Raw genomic sequence first — 21,578 nt, 5'->3', positions numbered from 1 at the left:
CGTGGGATGGGTGGCGAGCCCACCCGGGCCCCGCGTGCGCCCACCGGGCGGCGCGGTCCGGAACCGACGTCAGGAGTCACCCGTGCTGGACCTCGTCTTCGTGGCAGCCTCGATCGCGGTCTTCGCGCTCGTGGCCGTCGTCGGTCGGGGGGTCGCGACGCTGTGATCGTCCTCGACCTCATCGCCGCGGCCCTCGCGGTCGCCGCCGTCGTCTACCTCGTGTGGGCGCTCGTCAAGCCGGAGCGGTTCTGATGGCCGCCTGGTACGCCGTCGCCCAGGCGCTCGCGCTCGCGCTGGTGCTGGCCGGGCTCCACCGACCGCTCGGCGAGTACATGGCGCGCGTCTACACGTCCGGCAAGGACCTGCGCGTCGAGCGCGGGTTCTACCGGGTCCTCGGCGTCGACCCGCGGGCCGAGCAGACCTGGTCGCAGTACCTGCGGGCGCTGCTCGCGTTCTCGCTGGTCGGCCTCCTGCTGCTCTACGCCATGCAGCGCCTGCAGACGGTGCTGCCCTACCACCTGGGGCTGCCCCCGGTCGGCGAGCACCTGGCGTTCAACACGGCCGCGTCGTTCGTCGCGAACACCAACTGGCAGTCGTACTCGCCCGAGCTCACCGTCGGGTACGCGGTGCAGGCCGCGGGTCTGGCCGTGCAGAACGTCGTCTCGGCCGCCGTCGGCATCGGCGTCGTCATCGCGCTGCTGCGGGGGTTCGCGCGGCGCAGGGCCGGCACGATCGGCAACTTCTGGGTCGACCTGACGCGCGGCACGCTGCGGATCCTGCTCCCCGGTGCCGCGATCGGCGCCGTGGTCCTCGTCGCCGGCGGCGTGGTGCAGAACTGGTCCGGGTTCACCGACGTCGCGACGCTCGCCGGCGGGGTGCAGTCCGTCCCCGGGGGCCCCGTGGCCTCCCAGGAGTCGATCAAGCTGCTCGGCACGAACGGCGGCGGCTTCTTCAACGCGAACTCGGCGCACCCGTTCGAGAACCCGACGCCCTGGACCAACCTCGTCGAGGTCGTCCTCATGCTCGCGATCCCGTTCTCGCTGCCGCGCACGATGGGGCGGATGCTCGGCGACACCCGCCAGGGGCACGCGATCCTCGCGGCCATGGCGACGATCTTCGCCGTCTCGCTCGCCGCGCTGACGCTGTTCGAGTGGCACGCCACGGGGGACGCCCCGGCGGCCGCGGGCGGCGCGATGGAGGGCAAGGAGCTGCGCTTCGGCGTGGCCGGCTCGGCGCTGTTCGCCACGACGAGCACGCTGACCTCGACCGGCGCCGTGAACTCGATGCACGACTCGTACACCGCGCTCGGCGGCATGATGCCGATGCTCAACATGATGCTCGGGGAGGTCGCCCCGGGCGGCGTCGGCTCGGGGCTGTACGGGATGCTCGTGCTCGCGATCATCGCCGTGTTCCTCGGCGGCCTCATGGTCGGCCGCACGCCCGAGTACCTGGGCAAGAAGATCGGGCCGCGCGAGATCAAGCTCGCCTCGCTGTACATCCTCGTCACGCCGGTCCTCGTGCTCACCGGCACGGCGCTGAGCTTCGTGATCCCCGGGGTGCGGGCCGACGTCGAGGCGACGTCGATCTGGAACCCCGGCGTCCACGGGTTCTCCGAGGTGCTCTACGCGTTCACGTCCGCCGCCAACAACAACGGCTCCGCGTTCGCGGGCCTGACGGCCAACACGCCGTGGTTCAACACGGCGCTCGGCGTGGCGATGCTCCTCGGGCGGTTCCTGCCGATCCTCTTCGTCCTCGCCCTGGCGGGCTCGCTCGCGGCGCAGGACCGCGTGCCCGCCACCGTCGGCACCCTGCCGACCCACCGGCCGCAGTTCGTCGGCCTGCTCACGGGCGTCACGGTCGTCGTGACCGCCCTGACGTACTTCCCCGCACTCGCGCTGGGTCCCCTGGCGGAAGGTCTCTGACACCCATGTCCACGACAGCACAGCTCTCACCGGCGCCGACGGCGCCCCACACCACTGCCCCGCGGACGTCCGCCCCGAGCGCCTTCGGGCCCCGACAGCTCGCCGCGGCCCTGCCCGGCGCGCTGCGCAAGCTCGACCTGCGCCTCATGTGGCGCAACCCCGTGATGTTCGTCGTCGAGGTCGGCGCGGTGCTCACCACCGTGCTGGCCGTGGCCGAGCCGTTCCTCGGCGGTCCCGGCACGTCGGGCGGGTCACCCGTGCCGGCGACCTTCACCGCGGGCATCGCCGTGTGGCTCTGGCTCACCGTCGTCTTCGCCAACCTCGCGGAGTCCGTGGCCGAGGGCCGGGGCAAGGCCCAGGCGGACAGCCTGCGCCGCACGCGGACCAGCACCTCGGCGAACGTCGTGCAGGGCTACGACGCGGCGGGCGACCCCGCCGCGGAGCGCGCCGCGACGCGCGCCGTCGCGTCCTCGGAGCTCACGGTGGGCGACGTCGTCGTCGTGAGCGCGGGCGAGCCCGTCCCGGGCGACGGCGACATCGTGTGGGGCATCGCGTCCGTCGACGAGTCGGCCATCACGGGCGAGTCCGCGCCCGTGGTGCGCGAGTCCGGCGGTGACCGGAGCGCCGTGACGGGTGGCACGCGGGTCCTGTCCGACCGGATCGTCGTGCGCATCACCTCGCGGCCGGGCGAGACCTTCGTCGACCGCATGATCGCGCTCGTGGAGGGCGCGGCGCGGCAGAAGACCCCCAACGAGATCGCGCTGAACATCCTGCTCGCGAGCCTGTCGATCGTCTTCGTGGTCGTCACCCTGACGCTCAACCCGCTCGCCTCCTACGCCGCCGCGCCGGTGAGCCTGACCGTGCTCGTGGCGCTCCTCGTGTGCCTCATCCCGACGACGATCGGGGCACTGCTGTCGGCGATCGGCATCGCGGGGATGGACCGCCTGGTCCAGCACAACGTGCTCGCGATGTCGGGCCGCGCGGTCGAGGCCGCCGGCGACGTCACGACGCTGCTGCTCGACAAGACGGGCACCATCACCTACGGCAACCGGCGGGCGACGGCGTTCCTGCCGCTCACCGGCGTCGCCGAGCACGACCTGGTGCGCGCGGCGTCGCGCGCCTCCGGGGGCGACCCGACACCCGAGGGACGGTCGATCGTCGACCTCGCCGTCGAGCACGGCGTCGCGCCGCTCGGCGTCGACGGCGGCCGGCTGGTGCCGTTCACGGCGCAGACGCGCATGAGCGGGGTGGACCTGGTCGACGGCACGCTCGTGCGCAAGGGCGCCGGGTCGGCGGTGATCGCGTGGCTCGAGGAGGACGGCCCGATCCCGGCGGACGTGCGCCGCGACCTCGACGGTCACGTCGAGCGCGTCTCGGCGAGCGGCGGCACGCCGCTGGTCGTCGCCGAGCGCGCGCCGGACGGCACGGGGCGCGTCCTCGGCGTCGTGCACCTCAAGGACGTCGTCAAGGAGGGCATGGCGCAGCGGTTCGCCGAGCTGCGGGCGATGGGCATCCGCACCGTGATGATCACGGGTGACAACCCGCTGACCGCCAAGGCCATCGCGGCCGAGGCCGGCGTCGACGACTACCTCGCGGAGGCCACGCCCGAGGACAAGCTCGCGCTCATCCGGCGCGAGCAGGAGGGCGGCAACCTCGTCGCGATGACGGGCGACGGCACCAACGACGCACCGGCGCTCGCGCAGGCCGACGTCGGCGTCGCGATGAACACGGGAACCTCGGCCGCGAAGGAGGCCGGCAACATGGTCGACCTCGACTCGGACCCGACCAAGCTCATCGACATCGTCCGGATCGGCAAGCAGCTGCTCATCACGCGCGGCGCGCTGACGACCTTCTCGCTCGCCAACGACGTCGCGAAGTACTTCGCGATCATCCCCGCCATGTTCGCGGGCGTCTTCCCCGGCCTGGCGGCGCTCAACGTCATGCAGCTGGCCTCGCCCGCGTCGGCGATCCTCTCCGCGATCATCTTCAACGCGCTGGTCATCGTGGTGCTCATCCCGCTCGCCCTGCGCGGCGTGCGGTACCGGCCCCTCTCGGCGCCCAAGATCCTCAGCCGCAACCTGCTCGTCTACGGGCTCGGCGGGATCGTCGCGCCGTTCGTCGGCATCAAGGCCATCGACCTGCTGGTCAGCCTGCTCCCCGGGTTCTGACCCGTCGCCGTCGCCCCGACCAGCCGCCACCCCTCACCACAGAAGGACCGTCCATGAGCTCCGCACGCACCACCTGGCCGCACGTGCGCGTCGCCGTCCGCGCCATGCTCGTCCTGACCGTCGTCCTCGGCGTCGCGTACCCGCTGGCGATCACCGCGATCGGGCAGGTCGCCCTCGGGTCGCGGGCCGACGGCTCGCTCGTCCGCGGGCAGGACGGCGCCGTCGTCGGCTCCGCGCTGATCGGGCAGTCGTTCACCGACGCCGACGGCGAGCCGCTGCCCGAGTACCTCCAGCCGCGGCCCTCCGCCGCGGGCGACGGCTACGACGCGGGCGCCTCGAGCGGCAGCAACCTGGGCCCGAACAACGCCGACCTCGTGGCGTCGATCGAGGAGCGCCGGGCCGCGGTGGCGACGCTCGAGGGCATCGCCGAGGGCGACGTCCCGGTCGACGCCGTCACCGCGTCGGCGTCGGGCCTGGACCCGCACATCAGCCCCGAGTACGCCGAGCTGCAGGTGGCCCGCGTCGCGGCCGCGCGCGGCCTGTCCGAGGACGCCGTGCGCGGCGTGGTCGCCGACGCGACGGCGGGCCGCGACCTCGGGTTCCTGGGCGAGCCGCGCGTCGACGTCCTCATGGTCAACCTGGCGCTCGACCGGCTGGCAGGCTGAGCGCATGTCACGTGGGCGCCTGCGGGTCCTCCTCGGCGCCGCGCCCGGAGTGGGCAAGACCTACGCCATGCTCGAGGAGGGCCGGGACCTGCGTGCGGAGGGACGCGACGTCGTGGTCGCGGTCGTGGAGACCCACGGCCGCGCCGCCACGGCGGCGCTCGCCGAGGGCCTCGACGTGGTGCCGCGCACGCAGGTCGAGCACCGGGGGGTGAGGCTGGCGGAGATGGACCTCGACGCCGTGCTCGCGCGGCGGCCGCAGGTCGCGCTCGTCGACGAGCTCGCGCACACCAACGCGCCCGGCTCGCGGCACGCCAAGCGCTGGCAGGACGTGGCCGCCCTCCTGGACGCCGGCATCGACGTCGTCACCACCGTGAACGTGCAGCACGTCGAGTCGCTCAACGACGTGGTGCAGACGATCACCGGGGTGCCGCAGCGCGAGACGGTCCCCGACTCCGTGCTCCGCGGTGCGGACCAGGTCGAGCTCGTCGACCTCGCGCCCCAGGCCCTGCGCGAGCGCCTCGCGGAGGGCAACGTCTACCCGGCCGAGCGCATCGACGCCGCGCTGTCGCACTACTTCCGGCTCGGGAACCTCACGGCGCTGCGCGAGCTCGCGCTGCTGTGGCTGGCCGACGAGGTCGACAACGCCCTGCGCACCTACCGTGCCGAGCACGAGATCGGGGGCACGTGGGAGGCGCGCGAGCGCGTCGTCGTCGCGCTGACCGGTGGCCCCGAGGGGGAGACGCTGCTGCGCCGGGGCGCGCGCATCGCCGCGCGCTCCGCGGGCGGGCAGCTGCTCGCCGTCCACGTCACCGGGCAGACCGGGCTCCGCGAGTCGAGCCCTCACGCGCTCGCGGCGCAGGCCGCCCTCGCCGAGACCCTCGGCGGCACGTACCACCAGGTCGTCGGCGACGACGTCGCCCGCACGCTGGTCGACTTCGCGCGCACGCACGACGCCACGCAGCTCGTCATCGGGCTGAGCCGGCGCGGCCGGCTGGCCGCCGCGCTGAGCGGCCCCGGCGTCGGCGCGACAGTCATCCGCGAGTCCGGCTCGATCGACGTGCACATCGTCAACCACGCCGCCGCCGGCGGGCACGCGGCACTGCCGCGCCTCCGCGGCGCCCTCACGGCGCGCCGGAGGGTGCTCGGCCTGGTCGTCTCCCTGCTCGGCGGGCCGCTGCTCACCGCGGCGCTCGTGGGGCTGCGCACGCCGGACTCGCTGGTCGCGGACGTGCTGGCCTACCAGCTCCTGGTGGTCGTCGTCGCGCTCGTCGGAGGGCTCTGGCCGGCGCTCTTCACCGCCGTGATGTCCGGCCTGACGCTCGACTACTTCTTCATCGAGCCGGTGCGGACGGTGAGCATCGGCGAGCCGCTGCACGCCGTCGGGCTGGTGCTCTACATCGTCAACGGGATGCTCGTCAGCCTCGTGGTGGACCAGGCCGCGCGCCGCAGCCGGGTGGCGCGCCGGGCCGCGGCCGAGTCGGAGCTGATGCTGGCGGTCGCGGGCGGCGTGCTGCGCGGGCAGGACGTGCTCGGGGCGCTGGTGGCGCGCGCGCGCGAGGCGTTCGGTCTCGACGCGGTGCGCCTGCGCGAGGGCGACGACGTGCGGGCGCAGGACGGCGCGGCCCCACAGGGTGCCCCGTCGGCGACGGTTCGCGTGGACGACGTCGCGGTGCTCGACCTCCACGGACCGCCGCTCGACGCCTCGGCCGCGCGCCTCCTGCCGGTCGTCGTCACCCAGCTCGCCGGGGCCCTCGAGCAGGAGCGCCTGCGCGCGACCGCGAGCGCCGTCGGCCCGCTGGTCGAGGCCGACCAGGTCCGCAGCGCCCTGCTCTCCGCCGTGAGCCACGACCTGCGTCGCCCGCTGGCCGCCGCGGTGACCGCCATCGGTGGCCTGCGGGCGGCCGACGTCGACCTGTCCGCGGCGGACCGCGCGGAGCTGCTCGCGACGGCGGACGAGAGCCTGCGGACCCTGACGACGCTGGTCACGGACCTGCTGGACGTCAGCCGCCTGCAGGCCGGCGTGCTCGGCGTCTCGCTCGCAGCCACCGACGTCGAGGACGTCATCCTGCCGGCGCTGGACGAGCTCGGCGCGGGGCCGGACGACGTCGTGCTCGACCTCGACCCGGACGTGCCGGCCGTCGCGGCGGACCCCGCGCTGCTGCGGCGGGTCATCGTCAACGTCCTGGCGAACGCGCTCCACGTCAGCCCGCCGGGGCGCCCGCCGCACGTCTCGACGAGCGCGTTCGGGGAGCACCTCGAGATCCGGGTGGTCGACCACGGTCCCGGGGTCGCCCCCGACCGCCGGGACCAGCTCTTCGTGCCCTTCCAGCGGCTCGGGGACACGGACAACCTCACGGGGCTCGGGCTCGGGCTCGCGCTGTCCCGCGGCTTCACCGAGGGCATGGGTGGCACGCTCACCTCCGAGGACACGCCCGGTGGGGGCCTGACCATGGTCGTCGCGCTTCCCGTCGCGGCGGGGGCGGGGGTGCGGCCGTGAAGATCCTCGTCGCCGACGACGACCCGCAGATCCTGCGGGCGCTGCGCATCACGCTGCGGGCGCGCGGCTACACCGTCCTGACCGCGACCGACGGTGTCGACGCCCTCGCGCAGGCCGCCGAGCACCGGCCGGACCTCTACCTCGTCGACCTCGGCATGCCGAACCTCGACGGCATCGAGCTGATCCAGGCGCTGCGGGGCTGGACCGCGGCGCCGATCCTCGTGGTGTCCGGCCGCACGGGCTCGGGCGACAAGGTGGAAGCGCTGGACGCGGGTGCCGACGACCACGTCTCCAAGCCGTTCCACCTCGACGAGCTGCTCGCGCGCATCCGCGCGCTGACGCGCCGCTCGGCGCCGCGGGCCGACGGCGAGCCCGTCGTCACCTTCGGCGACGTCACGGTCGACCTCGGGCTGAAGATCGTCCTGCGCGGGGCCGACGCGCGTGAGCCGGTGCACCTGACGCCGACCGAGTGGCAGGTCCTCGAGATCCTGGTCCGCAACCCCGGCCGGCTGGTCACGCGCCGCACGATCCTGTCCGAGATCTGGGGCGCGCACGCGACGAGCTCGGGCTACCTGCGGCTGTACCTGTCGCAGCTGCGCAAGAAGCTCGAGCCCGACCCGTCCGCCCCGCGCTACCTGCTCACGGAGTCCGGCATGGGCTACCGGTTCCAGCCGGGCCCGCCGCCCGCCGGGGCGGCCGACGCCTGAGGCGCGGTGGACGAACGCGGGCGGCCTCCGCCAGAGTGGGCGGCGTGACGGACGACGCTGCGGTTCCCCTGACGGCCGACGGCGCGCCCGTCCAGCACCTGGTCATCATGGGCGTCTCGGGCTCGGGCAAGACGACGCTGGCCACGCTCCTCCAGGAGCGGCTCGGCTGGCCCTACGCCGAGGCGGACGAGTTCCACCCCCAGGCCAACATCGACAAGATGTCGGCCGGGACGCCGCTCGACGACGAGGACCGGTGGCCCTGGCTCGAGGCGATCCGGGACTGGCTCACGGCGCAGACCGCGGCCGGGCTCAGCTCGCTCGTCACGTGCTCCGCCCTCAAGGAGAGCTACCGCGACGTGCTGCGCGGGGCGCAGGGTCGCGTCCACTTCGTGCACCTGACCGCCGCCCCCGAGGTGCTCGCCGAGCGCATGGGCGGCCGCTCGGGCCACTTCATGCCGCCCACCCTCCTGCCCTCGCAGCTGCAGACGCTCCAGCCGCTGCGCGAGGACGAGGACGGGATCACGATCGTGGTCGACGTCCCCCCGGACGCGGTCGCCGACCGGACCATCGACGCGTTCGGGCTCGTGGCCGCGGCGCCGCGGGCGAGCGGGCCCACCGACTGACACCATCCCGCGGGAGCGCCGCGGGCCGTCGAGCACCAGGGGGAAGCCGTGCCACCGGAGGACTGGGAACAGACGCTCGGGGCAGCGCCCCTGCTCGGCATCGCGGCGGGCGCGATCGCGCTGCTGCTCTTCCTCATCATCAGGCTGCGCCTGCACGCCTTCCTCGCCCTGATCCTCGTCTCCCTGCTCACCGCGTTCGCGACCGGCGTGCCGGCCGGGGCCGTGGTGGACGTGCTCACCTCGGGCTTCGGGACGACGCTGGGGTCCGTGGCCCTCCTCGTCGGGCTCGGCGCGATGCTCGGCCGGATGGTCGAGACGTCGGGCGGCGCCAAGGTCATGGCGGACACCCTCGTGCGGCGCTTCGGCGAGAAGCGCGCGCCGCTCGCGCTCGGCGTCGCGTCCCTGATCTTCGGCTTCCCGATCTTCTTCGACGCCGGCCTCGTCGTCATGCTGCCGATCGTCTTCGCGGTCGCCCGGCGCCTGGGCGGGTCGGTGCTCTCCTTCGGCCTCCCGGCCGCGGGGGCCTTCTCGGTCATGCACGTCTTCGTGCCACCCCACCCCGGACCCGTGGCGGCGTCCGAGCTGCTCGGCGCCGACCCGGGGCTGGTCATCCTCATCGGCCTGGTGGTGGCGATCCCGACGTGGTTCGTCAGCTCCTACCTCTACGGCCTGTGGGCCGGACGCAGATGGGTCCTGCCGGTCCCCGAGATCCTCGGGACGTCCGAGGACGAGCCCGCCAACCCGCCGTCGCTGGGCACGGTCGTCGGCGTGCTGCTCCTGCCGCTGTTCCTGATCTTCCTCAACACCGGCCTCGACACGCTGCGCGGCGCCGGGGTCATCGACGGCGACGCGACGTGGGTCCAGCTCGCACGCGCGATCGGCTCGACGCCGGTCGCGCTCCTCATCGCCGTGCTGGTGGCCGCCTGGGTCATGGGCGCCCGGCGCGGACGCGACAAGACGGCGATCGAGCGCCTGCTCGAGTCCGCGCTCGGCCCCGTCTGCTCGGTCATCCTCATCACCGGCGCGGGCGGCATGTTCGGCGGCGTCCTGCGCGCGTCCGGCATCGGCGCCGCGCTCGAGGAGGCCCTCGGCGACCTCGGTCTGCCGATCATCGTGGCCGGGTTCCTCATCGCGACGGTCCTGCGCATCGCCCAGGGCTCGGCGACGGTCGCGCTCATCACGGCGGCGGGCCTCATCGAGCCCGCCGTGGCGAGCGGCGACTACGGGCCCGTGCAGCTGGCGGCGATCGTCCTCGCGGTGGCGGCCGGCTCCGTCATGGCCTCCCACGTCAACGACTCCGGGTTCTGGCTGGTGGGGCGCTTCTTCGGCATGGACGTGAAGACGACGCTCAAGACGTGGACCGTCATGGAGACGATCATCGGCACGATGGGCTTCCTCATCGCCTTGCTCTTCTTCGCCGTCGGGTAGCGGCTTTACGGCTGGACTTAGGTATGGCTAACCTTCGCTTATGACCGCCGCCCCGCCCGCCGTCCTCCGGCCCGACGCCGCCCACCGGGCCGACGTCGCGCCCGGCCGGGTGGCGCTCGAGGGCTCCGACCTGCACCTCGCCTACGACGGCGCTCCGGTCGTGCGCGGCGCGGACCTCGTCCTGCGCGCCGGGCAGGTCACGGCGCTCGTCGGACCCAACGGGTCCGGGAAGTCCACGCTGCTGCGATCGCTCGCGCGCCTGCACCGGCCGACGTCGGGCGCGGTGCGGCTCGCGGCGGCCGACGCGGACGCGTTCGCGCTGCACCCGCGCGAGTTCGCGCGCCTGGTCACCCTGCTCTCGCAGAGCCGGCCGACGCCCGGCGGCGTGACGGTGGCCGACGTCGTCGAGTACGGGCGGCACCCGCACCGCGGTCGCTGGCGGGCCGGCGACGCCGACGGCGCGCGGACCATCGCGTGGGCGATGGCGGTGACCGGCGTCGCCGGGATGGCGCAGCGCGCGGTCGACGAGCTCTCGGGCGGGGAGCTGCAGCGCGTCTGGCTCGCCTCGTGCCTCGCGCAGGACACGGGCGTGCTGCTGCTCGACGAGCCCACCAACCACCTCGACCTGCGCTACCAGGTCGAGATCCTCGACCTGGTCCGCGACCTCGCGGACGACCACGGCGTCGCCGTCGGCGTCGTGCTGCACGACCTCGACCAGGCCGCGGACGTCGCCGACACCGTCGCGCTGCTCGACCGCGGCCGCGTCGTGGGCACGGGCCGGGCGGCCGAGGTGCTGACCGGCCCGGCCCTGACCGAGACCTACGGCATCCGCATCGACGTCACGGTCGACCCGGCGACCGGCCGGGTCCGCGCGCATCCCGTCGGGCGTCACGCCGCGCGCCGCGTGCCGTCCTCCGAACCCTGCTGAGCCGGTCGCCCCGCGACCTGGCCGTGTCCTGACCGCACCCCACACCACGAATCACGAGGAACCCATGCGCCGCCTCCGCCTGTCCCTGCCTGCCCTCACGGCCCTGGCCGTCGTCTCGCTCGCCGCGTGCGGCACGACCGAGGCCCCCGCGACCGAGACCGACCAGGACACCGGTGCGGTCGCCGCGGCCGAGCCGATCACGGTCACGGACGAGCGGGGCGAGGTCACCCTGGACGCCCCCGCGCAGCGCGTGGTCTCGCTCGAGTGGGGTCTGACCGAGAACCTGCTCAGCCTCGGCGTCGAGCCGATCGGCGCGGCGGACCCGGCCGGCTACAACACGTGGGCCACGGTCGTGCCGCTCGACGAGGCCACGCCCGACGTCGGCTTCCGCGGCGAGCCGAGCCTGGACGCGATCGCGGCCCTCGAGCCGGACCTCGTCGTGACCACCACGGACCTGCCCGAGAACGTCGTCGCGCAGATCGAGGAGTCCTTCCCCGTGATCGCGCTGCGCGGCTCGGACGCGTCCGACCCGCTCGGCCACCTGCGGGAGACCGTCACGGTCCTCGGTGAGGCCACCGGCACCTCGGACGAGGCGCAGGAGCTGCTCGCGGAGTTCGACACGGCCGTCGAGGAGGGCGCCGCGGCGCTCGCCGAGGCGGGCCTCGAGGGCGCGCCGATCACGATGGCCGACGGCTGGGACAACAACGGCGTGGTCTCGATCCGGATGTACACCGAGGGTGCCTACCTGGGTGCCATCGCGGCCGAGCTCGGCCTCGAGAACGCCTGGACCGGCGAGGGTGACGCCGACTACGGCCTGGCCTCGACCGACGTCGAGGGCCTGACGGGCCTCGGCGACGTGCACTTCCTCTACGCCGCGAGCGACTCGCAGGCCGACCCGTTCGCCGAGGGCCTCGCCGGCAACCCGATCTGGCAGCAGCTGCCGTTCGTCACGGCCGGTGACGTCCACCGCATCCCGGACGGCATCTGGATGTTCGGCGGGCCGGCCTCCGGCGAGGCCTTCGTCGACGCGGTCGTCGACGCGCTGACCGAGTGAGCGTGCCCGTCCTGACGGTCGGGGCGCCGGGGGAGGCCGAGGCGTCCGCCCCGGTCACCCCGGTGCGCCGGCTGCAGGTCGGCGCCGTTCTCCTTCTCGCGCTCGCCCTGGTCGTCGCGCTCGCGCTCGTCGACGTCACGCTCGGCACGTCTGACGTGGGTGCGGGCGACCTGCTGCGCCTGCTCACGGGCGGCGCGGCCGACGACCAGGCCCTCGCGGTGCTGGTCGCCTCGCGCCTGCCGCGCGTGCTCGCCGCCCTGCTCGTCGGCGTCGCGCTCGCGGTGTCCGGCGGGGTGCTCCAGTCGGTCGCGCGCAACCCGCTCGCGTCGCCGGACACCCTCGCCGTCAACGCCGGGGGGTACCTCGCGGTCGTCCTGGCCGCCGTGGTCGGCGTCGCGCTCCCGCTCGCGGTCAACGGGCTGCTCGCGTTCGTCGGCGGCCTCGCGGCGGCCGCGTTCGTGCTCGCCCTGTCGCGGGGTGGGGCGACGGGGCCGACGCGCCTCGTGCTCGCGGGGTCGGCCACCACGCTCGCCCTCGGGTCGCTGACCGTGCTGCTGCTCATGCTCTTCGAGCAGGAGACGCAGGGCCTCTTCGCATGGGGCAGCGGCTCCATCGCCCAGACCGACGCGCGCACGCTGGCGCAGGTCGCCCCCGTCGTGGCGATCGGCCTGGCCGCCGCGCTCGTGCTCGGGCGCCGCCTCGACCTCATGGCGCTGGGCGACGACGCCGCGACCGTGCTCGGGCTCGACGTGCGCCGCACGCGCGTCGTCGCCGTACTCGTCGCGGTGCTGCTCGCGGCGTCGGCGGTCACCGTCGCGGGTCCGATCGGGTTCGTCGGGCTGTGCGCGCCCGTGATCGCGCGGCTGCTGGCGCCACTCGTCCCGGGCCTGCACCGGCACCGCGTGCTGCTGCCGCTGGCGGGCCTCGTCGGCTGCGTCGTCGTGCTCGCCGCCGACATCCTGCTCCGGCTCCTGATCCCCGGCACGGGCAGCGTCGCGGTCCCGACGGGCGTCGTGACGACGCTCTTCGGCGCCGCCGTGCTCGTCTGGCTCGCGCGCCGGCTGCGCGACGACGCGCGACCCACCACCGCCTCCGCCGGCACGGGCGCGCCGCGCACACGGCGCCGCGTCGTGGTGACGCAGGCGATCCTCGTGGCCCTGGTGGCGGGCGCCGTCCTGGCGGGGCTGCTGCTCGGCGACACGATGCTGCTCACGGGCGACGTCGCCAACTGGCTCCGCGGCGTCTCGGGCCGGGGCGTGACCTTCGTGCTCGACCAGCGGGTGCCGCGCGTCGTGGCGGCGCTGCTCGCGGGGGCCGCGCTCGCGCTGTCGGGCTCGATCGTGCAGGCCGTGTGCCGCAACCCGCTCGCCGAGCCGGGCCTGCTCGGCATCACGGGCGGCGCCGGCGTCGGGGCCGTGCTGCTCATCGTGCTGGTCCCGGGCGCGAGCCTGTGGGCGGTGACGGGCTCGGCCACGGTCGCCGCGGCGGCCACGTTCGCGCTCGTCTACGGACTCGCGCACCGTCGCGGGCTCAGCTCGGACCGGCTGGTCCTCGTCGGCGTCGGCGTGAGCGCGGTCGCGACCGCGCTGATCACGGTGATCGTCGTCGTCACCAACCCCTGGAACACCGTGCTCGCGCTGACGTGGCTGTCGGGCTCGACGTACGGCCGCTCGCTCGAGCAGAGCCTGCCCGTGCTCGCGGCCCTGGCCGTCGTCGTGCCCGTGGTGGTGCGGTCGCGGCGCGAGCTCGACCTCGTGGCGCTCGACGACGACACGCCCCGGGTGCTCGGCGTGGGCCTCGGGCCCGCGCGCCTGACCCTGCTCGCGTGCGCGGCCCTGCTCGCCGCGACGGCGGTCTCGGCGGCGGGCGTCGTCGGCTTCGTCGGGCTGGTCGCGCCGCACCTCGCGCGCGGGCTCGTGGGGTCGGCGCACCGGCGGATGGTCCCGGCGGCGACGCTGCTCGGCGCGCTGCTGGTCAGCGTCGCCGACACCGTCGGCCGCACGGTGATCGCCCCGGGCCAGATCCCGGCCGGCCTGGTCACGGCGATGATCGGCGCCCCGTACCTGGTCTGGCTCCTGTGGCGCACCCGCCGCACGGTCGGCCTCTGACCCCCCGCGCCCAGCCCGCTTCTGGCACGGATCCGGTGGTGGCGACGCCCGAATCGCTCCCAAGACCGGCCGAGTGCGCGGCGCGCTCGGCCCGCCGCTCGCCCTGCCGCCCTGCCGCTCGCCCTGCCGCGCCCGTCTCCCGCTCCGACCCGCCCGGCCCGCGCCCAGCCCGCTCCGCCACCCGCCCGGCCACCTCCGCCCGTCCCGCCCCGTTCCGCCTGCCACCCGCCCGCTCCGCCCGCCCCCTCGCCGCCCTCGCCTCGCCCCCGCCCCCGCCGGTTTTGGCAGCGATCCGGGTGTGGCGGCGCCCGGATCGGTGCCAAAACTGGCGCCGGGCGGGTCGGGCGGGCGGGTCGGGCGGACGGGGCGAGGGCGCGGAGACGGGTCGGGGCGAGCTGGGCGGGGCGGGCGGGGCGGAGGGCTGGGCGAGCGGGTCGGGGCGAGCGGGTCGGGGCCGGCGGGGGTTCGTCGAGCTGGTCGTCGGCACGGGGCGGGACCGGCGGGACGGTGAGGTGGACGACCTTGTCCCGGCCGCGGACCGGGCGCACACTGGCCGGACCTGCGACGACGCTGGAGGCGCTCCGTGGCCACCGATCCGAGCACGATGAGCGGCACGATCGACCCCGCCCCGATCGTCGAGGCCCTCTACACGGACGGGATCACCGCCCTGCGGGGCGCGTTCCCGGTCGAGTGGGCGGACCGCATGGCGCAGGACGTCGAGGCGGCGTTCCAGGAGGCCCGGGGCCGGCCCGACGGCGCCGTCGGGCGCGGGCCGAACCGGTGGTACGTCGAGATCCACCCCGAGCAGCTGCGCGGGTTCGTCGACCTCGTGACGCACCCGTGGGTCAGCGCGACCTGCCGCGCGGTGCTCGGCGACGACTACGAGATCGTCGAGGTCGGCTTCGACACCCCCTACCCGGGCGCCGTCGACCAGCCGTGGCACCGGGACTTCCCGATGCCCGAGGAGACGCGGCGCGACCGCCGGCTGACCTCGCTCGCCTTCAACCTCACGTGCGTCGACACGACGCCGGACATGGGCCCGTTCGAGATCGCACCCGGGACGCAGTGGGACGACAGCCCGGACCTCGAGCACGGCATGTTCCCGCCGACGTCGCACTACGACCGGTACCGCGCGCTGGCCGTGCGGAAGCTGCCGCAGCGCGGCGACGTCTCGGCTCGGTCGGCCCTGACCATCCACCGCGGCACGACGAACCACTCGCAGCTCGCCCGGCCCGTCCTGGTGCTCGGCGTCGACGCGCCGGGGGCGGGCAACGCCGAGCACCACGACCTCGCGGTGACCACCGGCTACTGGGAGGCGCTCCCGCAGGAGGTGCGCGACCACCTGCACTGCCCGGTCGTCGACCAGCTCACGCCCATCACGCAGAAGCACACGATCGAGGGCCTCGTCATGGGCGCCGCGGAGTGACGCCCGCCTGAGCGGCCCGTTGACCCCGGGTCCGTGCCCAGTCGACCTGCGGATCCGGGACCGCGACGCCTGACCGCCCGCGCCGTCAGACGTCGTCGGCCGCCCACCTGGCGACCACCGCGCGCAGCACCGTCAGGTTGCGGTTGGTCGCCGGGCCGAGCGCCCGCTCGACGACGGCGTTCGTCAGCCGGGCCGTGTGGTACTGCTCGCCGAGCATGAGGTGCACCGCGCGCCCGTCCACGCGAGCGACCTCCTGCGCGGTGCTGCGCGCCTCGATCGTCGCGACCTGCTCGGCCGTCGGCTCGTGCTTGAGGAACGAGACGTAGTGGTTGCCGCCGTGGCCGAAGGCCTCCGCGGCGGCGAGGACGTCCCGCAGCTCGGCCGGCGTGAACACGATGGTCGGCACCTCGAACCCGGCGGCTGCGCGGAACGCGTCCTCGAGGGCCGTCTCGATCACCGTGCGTGAGGCGAGGTCGCTCTCCAGGCGCACGTTGCCCGTGTTGATGTGGGTCGCCACGCCCGTGAAACCGGCGCCCTCGGCGGCGGCGGCGATCGCCTCCTTCGCGAACTTCCGGCGCGCGCCCAGGTTGATCGCCCGCAGGAACGCGACGTAGGTGGCCATCCCGCCATCCTCCTCGCGCCGCGGCGGTCAGGCGCCCGCGGACTCGTAGCGGCGCAGCCCCCGTCGGAACAGCCAGACGCCCATGCCGACGCACCACGCCGCCACGAGCGGGGTGAGGACACCGACCCACGCCGACGAGCCGTGGCCGAGGACGGCGGCGACCGGGAAGAAGGACACGAACGCGAACGGCAGCACGAACGTGATGACGGCCTGGATCCCGAGCGCGTAGATCGTGATCGGGAACCGTGCGAGCTCGCCCAGCGAGTGCAGCGAGAAGGCGAACGTGGAGAACGGTGCGTTGATCCAGAACGCGGAGGCGTTGGAGGCGAGATTGAGCCCGATCTTCACCGCGACGCCGCTGACCAGCAGGACGACGGCGAGCAGGACCCGGCCCACCGTCCAGTCGATGTCGACCTGCTGGACCGCGGCGATGATCAGGCCGATGCCCATGGTGATGTTGCCCAGACCGTTGAGCCCGACGTCGATGCTCATGACCTGCAGCACGGGCGAGTACGGGCGCACGAGCACACGGTCCAGCTCGCCCTGGTTCACCAGCCACGCCAGGCGCCACGTCCCCTCGAAGAAGAGCGACCCCACCCCCTCCGCGATGTAGACCATCGCGTACACGAGGACGATCTCCCAGAAGCCCCACCCGTTGATCTCCGGGATCCGCCGGAACACCGTCCACAGGAACACGAGACCCACGGCCTGCGTCATCACCGCGGCGACCATGAGGATCCAGAAGTCCGCCTCGTACTCCATGACGGAGCGGATCTTCGCCCCGAGGCTGCGTCGGTAGAGCCACAGCGCCCGACGCACGGGGCCGCGCTGCACGACGTCGGTCGGTGCCGTCATCCCGCTCACCCCCCGTGCACCGTGAGCCGGCGCGACGCCGCTCGCCACGCGGCGCGCGCCGCCCACCAGAGCAGCAGCGTCCAGCCGAGCTGTCCGCCGAGCCGCCACCACAGCTCGGCACCCTCCAGCCGGCCGAGGTAGAGCATGGCCGGCGTGTAGGCCATGGCCTGGAAGGGCAGCACCTCGGCGATCACCCGGAGCCAGTCGGGGAAGAAGGCGAGCGGCACCATCGCGCCCGAGAACAGCTGCTGCAGCGCGAGCCGCGCCCAGCTCACGCCCATGTAGCTCTGCGTCCAGAAGCACAGCAGGCCGCTCATGTAGACGATCGTGAACTTCAGCGGCACGACGGCGAGGATGCTCACGACGAACAGGGCGAGCGTGCCTGGGGGAGGCACGGCCACGCCGCCGAACACGGCGAGCGCGCCGACGGCGACGAGCGCGCACGCCACCAGCTCGAACGCCGCGAAGCCGAGGGCCTCCGCGAGCCGCGCGCGCTGGTAGTCCACGGGCTTGGTGAGGTCGACCGCGACGGACCCGTCCTGGATGCGCTGCGCCATCCGCCAGTCGGTGTACGTCGAGACGACCGTGCCGGAGACGAACCCGATGAGCAGGTAGGCCTTCATGTCGGGCCACGTGAAGCCGAGGGGCTGCTGGCCCTCGCGCAGGATCGTGCGCCACAGGTAGAACAGCGACAGCAGCAGGAACAGGTTCCCGAGCAGCCCGAGGAAGAACTGGAGCCGGTACGCGAGCAGGCTCTTGAACGCGGTGCCCGCCAGCGCGCGGTACGCCCCCAGCGGCACCCGGGCGCCGTCGGGCGCGCGTCCCGGCGCGACGACGTCGGCCGCTGCGGCACTCACGTCGCCTCCGCCTCGCGCGCCGCGGGTGCGTCCAGCTCGAGCTCGCCGAGGTAGAGCTTGCGGATGACGTCCTCGATCCGCGGCTCCTCGATGGCGACGTCCACGACCTCGGCGACGCCGAGCACACCCGTCAGGACGCGGCCGGCGTCGAGCACGAAGCGGTCGAAGCGCACGGTCACCTCGCGCTCGTGGGTCCCCGCGGCGACCGCCGCGGTCGGCAGCGCGGCGGCGAGCGGTGCGAGGGCGGCGACGGGCTCGCGCAGCTGGAAGGTCATGGCACGGTCGCGCGCGTAGCGGTCGGTCACGGCGGCGAGCGACCCGTCGTAGACGGTCCGGCCGTCGTCGATGATCACGATGCGGCGGCAGATGTCCTGGATGTCGCCGAGGTCGTGCGTCGTGAGCACGACGGTGGTGCCCCCGTCGACCAGCTCCTTGACGAACGCGCGCACGCGGTCCTTGACGGAGATGTCGAGGCCGATCGTGGGCTCGTCGAGGTAGACGATCGGCGGCTCGTGCAGCAGGGCGGCGGCGAGGTCCGCGCGCATGCGCTGGCCGAGCGACAGCTTGCGGGCCATCTGGGGGAGGAACTCGCCGATGCCGAGGATGTCGTCGAAGCGCTCGAGCCGCTCCCGGTAGGCGCGATCCCCGATCCCGTACATGTCCCGCAGCAGGCCGAGGGACTCGCGCACCGGCAGGTCCCACCACAGCTGCGTGCGCTGGCCGAAGACGACGCCGATCTGCCGGGCGTTCTCGATCCGGCGCTCGTGCGGCACGAGGCCACCGACCCGCACCTGGCCGGCGGTCGGCACGAGGATGCCGGTCAGCATCTTGATCGTCGTCGACTTGCCGGCCCCGTTGGGGCCGACGTAGGCGACCGCCTCGCCCGCGTCGATGGCGAGGTCCACGCCGTCGACGGCGACGTGCTCGGTGAACCGCCGCTGCACGAGGTGCTTCAGGGAGCCGGCGAGCCCGGGGCCCTTGTCGGCACGTCTGAACACCTTGGTGAGCCCGGTGGCTTCGATGAGCGGCACGGCGCGAGTGTGGCAGCGGGGTGTGACGTGGGTCACCGTCTTTACCGGTCCATCCCGCCTGCCGGACGGGCCGCCGTCGTCGAGCGGTTGTGGCCCGCGGCATCGTCGCTAGGGTGCTGAGCGTTGCCTGGACCGTCTCAAGGGGGAGATGTCATGGCCGGACGTGCGGACTCGGCGCGGGGTGCCACGGGCGGTGGCACGGAAGGCGGCGGGGGTGCCCTCCTGGAGCAGGATCCCGGCCTGCCGCCCGTCGCCCTCGACCCGGACGTGATCGAGGCGGAGGGCCGCCGCTGGACTCCGGCGCGCATCGCGGTCTGGGCCGCGATCGCCCTGCTGGGCGGCGTCGCCTGGGTCGTCATCGCGGTGGTCCGCGGCGAGACGGTCAACGCGATCTGGTTCGTCTTCGCCGCCGTGTGCACCTACCTCATCGCCTACCGCTTCTACTCCCGCTACATCGAGAAGCACCTGCTGCGCCCGGACGACCGGCGCGCGACGCCCGCGGAGTACAAGGGCGACGGCAAGGACTTCGTCCCGACGGACCGGCGCGTGCTGTTCGGCCACCACTTCGCGGCCATCGCCGGTGCCGGACCGCTCGTCGGCCCCGTGCTCGCCGCACAGATGGGCTACCTGCCGGGGACCATCTGGATCATCGTCGGCGTCGTGCTGGCCGGGGCGGTGCAGGACTACCTCGTGCTGTTCTTCTCGATGCGGCGCGGCGGCCGCTCACTGGGCCAGATGGCGCGCGACGAGCTCGGCGTGATCGGCGGTACCGCCGCCCTGCTGGCGACGCTCGTCATCATGATCATCATTGTGGCGATCCTCGCGCTCGTCGTCGTCAACGCGCTGGCCGAGAGCCCGTGGGGCGTGTTCTCCGTCTCCATGACCATCCCGATCGCCCTCTTCATGGGCTGCTACCTGCGGTTCCTGCGGCCCGGCAAGGTCACCGAGGTCTCGCTCATCGGCTTCGTGCTGCTGCTCGCGGCGATCGTCGGCGGCGGGATGATCGCCGACACCGCGTGGGGCGCCGACGTGTTCACGCTCGACAAGGTGACCATCGCGTGGGCCATCGTCGTCTACGGCTTCATCGCGGCGGTGCTCCCGGTCTGGCTCCTGCTCGCGCCGCGCGACTACCTCTCGACCTTCATGAAGATCGGCACGATCGTCATGCTGGCGGTCGCCATCGTCGTCGTGCGGCCCGTGCTCGAGGTGCCGGCCGTGAGCGAGTTCGCGCGCAACGGCCAGGGACCCGTGGTCGCCGGGTCCCTGTTCCCGTTCCTCTTCGTCACCATCGCGTGCGGCGCGCTGTCCGGGTTCCACGCGCTCATCTCGTCCGGCACCACACCGAAGCTCGTCGAGAAGGAGCGGCAGACCCGCCTCATCGGCTACGGCGGCATGCTCATGGAGTCGTTCGTCGCGATCATGGCCCTGGTCGCCGCCCTCTCGATCGACCGCGGCATCTACTTCGCGATGAACGCCTCGGCCGCCGCCACCGGCGGCACGGTCGAGGGCGCCGTGGCGTTCGTCAACGGGCTGGGCCTGACGGGCGTGGAGCTCACGCCCGAGATGCTCACGCAGACGGCGCAGGACGTGGGCGAGGAGACGATCGTCTCGCGCACGGGCGGCGCGCCGACGCTGTCCGTCGGGCTGGCCCACATCATGCAGCAGCTCGTCGGCGGCTCCGGGATGATGGCGTTCTGGTACCACTTCGCGATCATGTTCGAGGCGCTGTTCATCCTCACCGCCGTCGACGCCGGAACGCGCGTCGCGCGCTTCATGCTCCAGGACAGCGTCGGCAACGTCGTGCCCCGCTTCCGTGACACGTCGTGGCGGCCCGGCGCCTGGCTCGCGACGGCCGTCATGGTCGGCGCCTGGGGTGCCGTGCTCCTGATGGGGGTGACCGACCCGCTCGGCGGCATCAACACCCTGTTCCCGCTGTTCGGCATCGCGAACCAGCTGCTCGCCGCCATCGCGCTCGCGGTGTGCATGGCGATCGTCGCGAAGCAGGGGACGTTCCGGTACCTGTGGGTGGTGGTCCTGCCGCTGACGTTCGCGACGGCGGTGACGGTGACGGCGTCCCTGCAGAAGATCTTCTCGCCCGTCCCGGCGATCGGGTACTTCGCGCAGCACAGCGCGTTCCGTGAGGCCCTGGCGGCGGGGGAGACGAGCTTCGGGACGGCGACGAGCGTCGAGGCGATGCGCGCCGTCGTGCGGAACACGATGATCCAAGGTGTGCTGTCGGTCGTGTTCGTGACGCTGACGCTCGTCGTCATTGTCACGGCCGTCGCCGCCGTGTGGCGCTCGTTCCGGTCGGGCGGCGCGCCGAGCGCCGAGGAGCCCGCCCGGCCGTCGCGCCTCTACGCGCCCGCCGGGTTCGTGGTGACGCCGGCCGAGAAGGAGCTCGAGGCGCGGTGGCGCGAGCATGACGCCGCCCACCCCGAGGCCGTGCACGCGAGGACGCACTGATGGCCGCCGTCGCGGGCCCCGACGCCGTCGTGCGCGGCGTGCGCGGCCTGCGCCGCTACGTGCGCGCACTGCTCGGCGAGGACGCCTATGAGCGCTACCTCGAGCACGAGGCGGCGCACGGGCGGCGGCCGGGTGACGCGGGCGTCATGGGCGAGCGGGAGTTCTGGCGGGACCGCACGGACCGCCAGGACCGGGCGCCGCAGGGGCGGTGCTGCTGAGCGCGC

At 74.0% G+C, this 21,578-nt stretch carries 19 protein-coding genes; 15 read left to right on the top strand and 4 right to left on the bottom strand.

Annotated features, from left to right (window positions below):
• Positions 1 to 10: 10 nt before the first annotated feature.
• The 13 genes from H2O74_RS15030 to H2O74_RS14970 all read left to right on the top strand — a co-directional run bounded on the left by H2O74_RS15030 (position 11) and on the right by H2O74_RS14970 (position 15,526).
• The gene (locus tag H2O74_RS15030) at positions 11 to 166 is read left to right on the top strand and encodes a hypothetical protein (protein WP_182114354.1); all 156 of its coding nucleotides are present in this window, start codon (positions 11 to 13) and stop codon (positions 164 to 166) included.
• A complete protein-coding gene (locus H2O74_RS15025; protein WP_182112311.1) occupies positions 163 to 252 on the top strand; it encodes a potassium-transporting ATPase subunit F in 90 nt (29 codons plus the stop codon). The genes H2O74_RS15030 and H2O74_RS15025 overlap by 4 nt, the downstream gene beginning before the upstream one ends.
• The gene (gene kdpA, locus H2O74_RS15020; protein ID WP_182112310.1) at positions 252 to 1,922 is read left to right on the top strand and encodes a potassium-transporting ATPase subunit KdpA; all 1,671 of its coding nucleotides are present in this window, start codon (positions 252 to 254) and stop codon (positions 1,920 to 1,922) included. Before H2O74_RS15025 ends, kdpA begins: the two co-directional genes overlap by 1 nt.
• A 5-nt stretch (positions 1,923 to 1,927) precedes the next feature.
• Entirely contained in the window at positions 1,928 to 4,090 is a 2,163-nt protein-coding gene (kdpB, locus tag H2O74_RS15015) for a potassium-transporting ATPase subunit KdpB (protein WP_182112309.1), read from the top strand.
• 53 nt (positions 4,091 to 4,143) lie between these two features.
• Positions 4,144 to 4,755: a potassium-transporting ATPase subunit KdpC gene (kdpC, locus tag H2O74_RS15010; RefSeq protein ID WP_182112308.1), complete on the top strand. Its 612-nt coding sequence runs from the start codon at positions 4,144 to 4,146 to the stop codon at positions 4,753 to 4,755.
• 4 nt (positions 4,756 to 4,759) lie between these two features.
• Positions 4,760 to 7,252, top strand: a complete 2,493-nt coding sequence (locus H2O74_RS15005) for a DUF4118 domain-containing protein (protein WP_182112307.1) — start codon at positions 4,760 to 4,762, stop codon at positions 7,250 to 7,252.
• On the top strand, positions 7,249 to 7,959 hold the full coding sequence (locus H2O74_RS15000) for a response regulator (protein ID WP_182112306.1): 711 nt from the start codon (positions 7,249 to 7,251) through the stop codon (positions 7,957 to 7,959). The genes H2O74_RS15005 and H2O74_RS15000 overlap by 4 nt, the downstream gene beginning before the upstream one ends.
• 107 nt (positions 7,960 to 8,066) lie before the next feature.
• Complete coding sequence (locus tag H2O74_RS14995) at positions 8,067 to 8,582, top strand: gluconokinase (protein ID WP_182114320.1); 516 nt, start codon at positions 8,067 to 8,069, stop codon at positions 8,580 to 8,582.
• A 48-nt stretch (positions 8,583 to 8,630) separates the two neighbouring features.
• A complete protein-coding gene (locus tag H2O74_RS14990; protein WP_182112305.1) occupies positions 8,631 to 10,010 on the top strand; it encodes a GntP family permease in 1,380 nt (459 codons plus the stop codon).
• A 40-nt stretch (positions 10,011 to 10,050) separates the two neighbouring features.
• The gene (locus tag H2O74_RS14985; RefSeq protein ID WP_182112304.1) at positions 10,051 to 10,938 is read left to right on the top strand and encodes an ABC transporter ATP-binding protein; all 888 of its coding nucleotides are present in this window, start codon (positions 10,051 to 10,053) and stop codon (positions 10,936 to 10,938) included.
• Between the two features lie 64 nt (positions 10,939 to 11,002).
• Positions 11,003 to 11,992 carry an iron-siderophore ABC transporter substrate-binding protein gene (locus H2O74_RS14980; protein WP_182112303.1) on the top strand — a complete coding sequence of 330 codons (990 nt, stop codon included), beginning with the start codon at positions 11,003 to 11,005 and terminating at the stop codon, positions 11,990 to 11,992.
• A gap of 11 nt (positions 11,993 to 12,003) precedes the next feature.
• Entirely contained in the window at positions 12,004 to 14,100 is a 2,097-nt protein-coding gene (locus H2O74_RS14975; RefSeq protein WP_182114319.1) for an iron ABC transporter permease, read from the top strand.
• Positions 14,101 to 14,683: 583 nt separating this feature from the next.
• Positions 14,684 to 15,526 carry a phytanoyl-CoA dioxygenase family protein gene (locus H2O74_RS14970; RefSeq protein WP_220457975.1) on the top strand — a complete coding sequence of 281 codons (843 nt, stop codon included), beginning with the start codon at positions 14,684 to 14,686 and terminating at the stop codon, positions 15,524 to 15,526.
• An 85-nt stretch (positions 15,527 to 15,611) separates the two neighbouring features.
• Here the strand turns inward: H2O74_RS14970 and H2O74_RS14965 are convergent, their stop codons facing one another.
• From H2O74_RS14965 to H2O74_RS14950, 4 genes are read right to left on the bottom strand one after another with little or no spacing between them, the layout of a single operon-like run.
• Positions 15,612 to 16,148 (bottom strand): DUF1697 domain-containing protein, encoded by a 537-nt coding sequence (locus tag H2O74_RS14965; protein ID WP_182112302.1) that lies wholly within the window; start codon positions 16,146 to 16,148, stop codon positions 15,612 to 15,614.
• A gap of 27 nt (positions 16,149 to 16,175) precedes the next feature.
• The gene (locus tag H2O74_RS14960; RefSeq protein WP_182112301.1) at positions 16,176 to 17,003 is read right to left on the bottom strand and encodes an ABC transporter permease; all 828 of its coding nucleotides are present in this window, start codon (positions 17,001 to 17,003) and stop codon (positions 16,176 to 16,178) included.
• Positions 17,004 to 17,008: 5 nt separating this feature from the next.
• Positions 17,009 to 17,860: an ABC-2 family transporter protein gene (locus H2O74_RS14955; protein WP_220457974.1), complete on the bottom strand. Its 852-nt coding sequence runs from the start codon at positions 17,858 to 17,860 to the stop codon at positions 17,009 to 17,011.
• Positions 17,857 to 18,891 carry an ATP-binding cassette domain-containing protein gene (locus tag H2O74_RS14950; RefSeq protein ID WP_182112300.1) on the bottom strand — a complete coding sequence of 345 codons (1,035 nt, stop codon included), beginning with the start codon at positions 18,889 to 18,891 and terminating at the stop codon, positions 17,857 to 17,859. The genes H2O74_RS14955 and H2O74_RS14950 overlap by 4 nt, the downstream gene beginning before the upstream one ends.
• Before the next feature lie 153 nt (positions 18,892 to 19,044).
• Here H2O74_RS14950 and H2O74_RS14945 point away from each other — a divergent pair, with 153 nt between their 5' ends.
• Together H2O74_RS14945 and H2O74_RS14940 are read left to right on the top strand one after the other, a co-directional pair.
• Positions 19,045 to 21,354: a carbon starvation CstA family protein gene (locus H2O74_RS14945; protein ID WP_182112299.1), complete on the top strand. Its 2,310-nt coding sequence runs from the start codon at positions 19,045 to 19,047 to the stop codon at positions 21,352 to 21,354.
• Positions 21,354 to 21,572 (top strand): YbdD/YjiX family protein, encoded by a 219-nt coding sequence (locus H2O74_RS14940; RefSeq protein WP_182112298.1) that lies wholly within the window; start codon positions 21,354 to 21,356, stop codon positions 21,570 to 21,572. Before H2O74_RS14945 ends, H2O74_RS14940 begins: the two co-directional genes overlap by 1 nt.
• The last annotated feature ends 6 nt before the right edge of the window (positions 21,573 to 21,578 follow it).

The organism is Actinotalea sp. JY-7876 (genome assembly GCF_014042015.1).
GTDB lineage: Bacteria > Actinomycetota > Actinomycetes > Actinomycetales > Cellulomonadaceae > Actinotalea.
This window is presented reverse-complemented; position numbering and strand designations above follow the sequence as displayed.

What these genes read in the sequence shown, in the direction of transcription:
- kdpA (WP_182112310.1), top strand. Translation starts at nt 252, where the DNA reads ATGGCCGCCTGGTACGCCGTCGCCCAGGCGCTCGCGCTCGCGCTGGTG.
- kdpB (WP_182112309.1), top strand. Translation starts at nt 1,928, where the DNA reads ATGTCCACGACAGCACAGCTCTCACCGGCGCCGACGGCGCCCCACACC.
- kdpC (WP_182112308.1), top strand. Translation starts at nt 4,144, where the DNA reads ATGAGCTCCGCACGCACCACCTGGCCGCACGTGCGCGTCGCCGTCCGC.
- H2O74_RS15005 (WP_182112307.1), top strand. Translation starts at nt 4,760, where the DNA reads ATGTCACGTGGGCGCCTGCGGGTCCTCCTCGGCGCCGCGCCCGGAGTG.
- H2O74_RS14995 (WP_182114320.1), top strand. Translation starts at nt 8,067, where the DNA reads ATGGGCGTCTCGGGCTCGGGCAAGACGACGCTGGCCACGCTCCTCCAG.
- H2O74_RS14985 (WP_182112304.1), top strand. Translation starts at nt 10,051, where the DNA reads ATGACCGCCGCCCCGCCCGCCGTCCTCCGGCCCGACGCCGCCCACCGG.
- H2O74_RS14980 (WP_182112303.1), top strand. Translation starts at nt 11,003, where the DNA reads ATGCGCCGCCTCCGCCTGTCCCTGCCTGCCCTCACGGCCCTGGCCGTC.
- H2O74_RS14965 (WP_182112302.1), bottom strand. Translation starts at nt 16,148, where the DNA reads ATGGCCACCTACGTCGCGTTCCTGCGGGCGATCAACCTGGGCGCGCGC.
- H2O74_RS14960 (WP_182112301.1), bottom strand. Translation starts at nt 17,003, where the DNA reads ATGACGGCACCGACCGACGTCGTGCAGCGCGGCCCCGTGCGTCGGGCG.
- H2O74_RS14945 (WP_182112299.1), top strand. Translation starts at nt 19,045, where the DNA reads ATGGCCGGACGTGCGGACTCGGCGCGGGGTGCCACGGGCGGTGGCACG.
- H2O74_RS14940 (WP_182112298.1), top strand. Translation starts at nt 21,354, where the DNA reads ATGGCCGCCGTCGCGGGCCCCGACGCCGTCGTGCGCGGCGTGCGCGGC.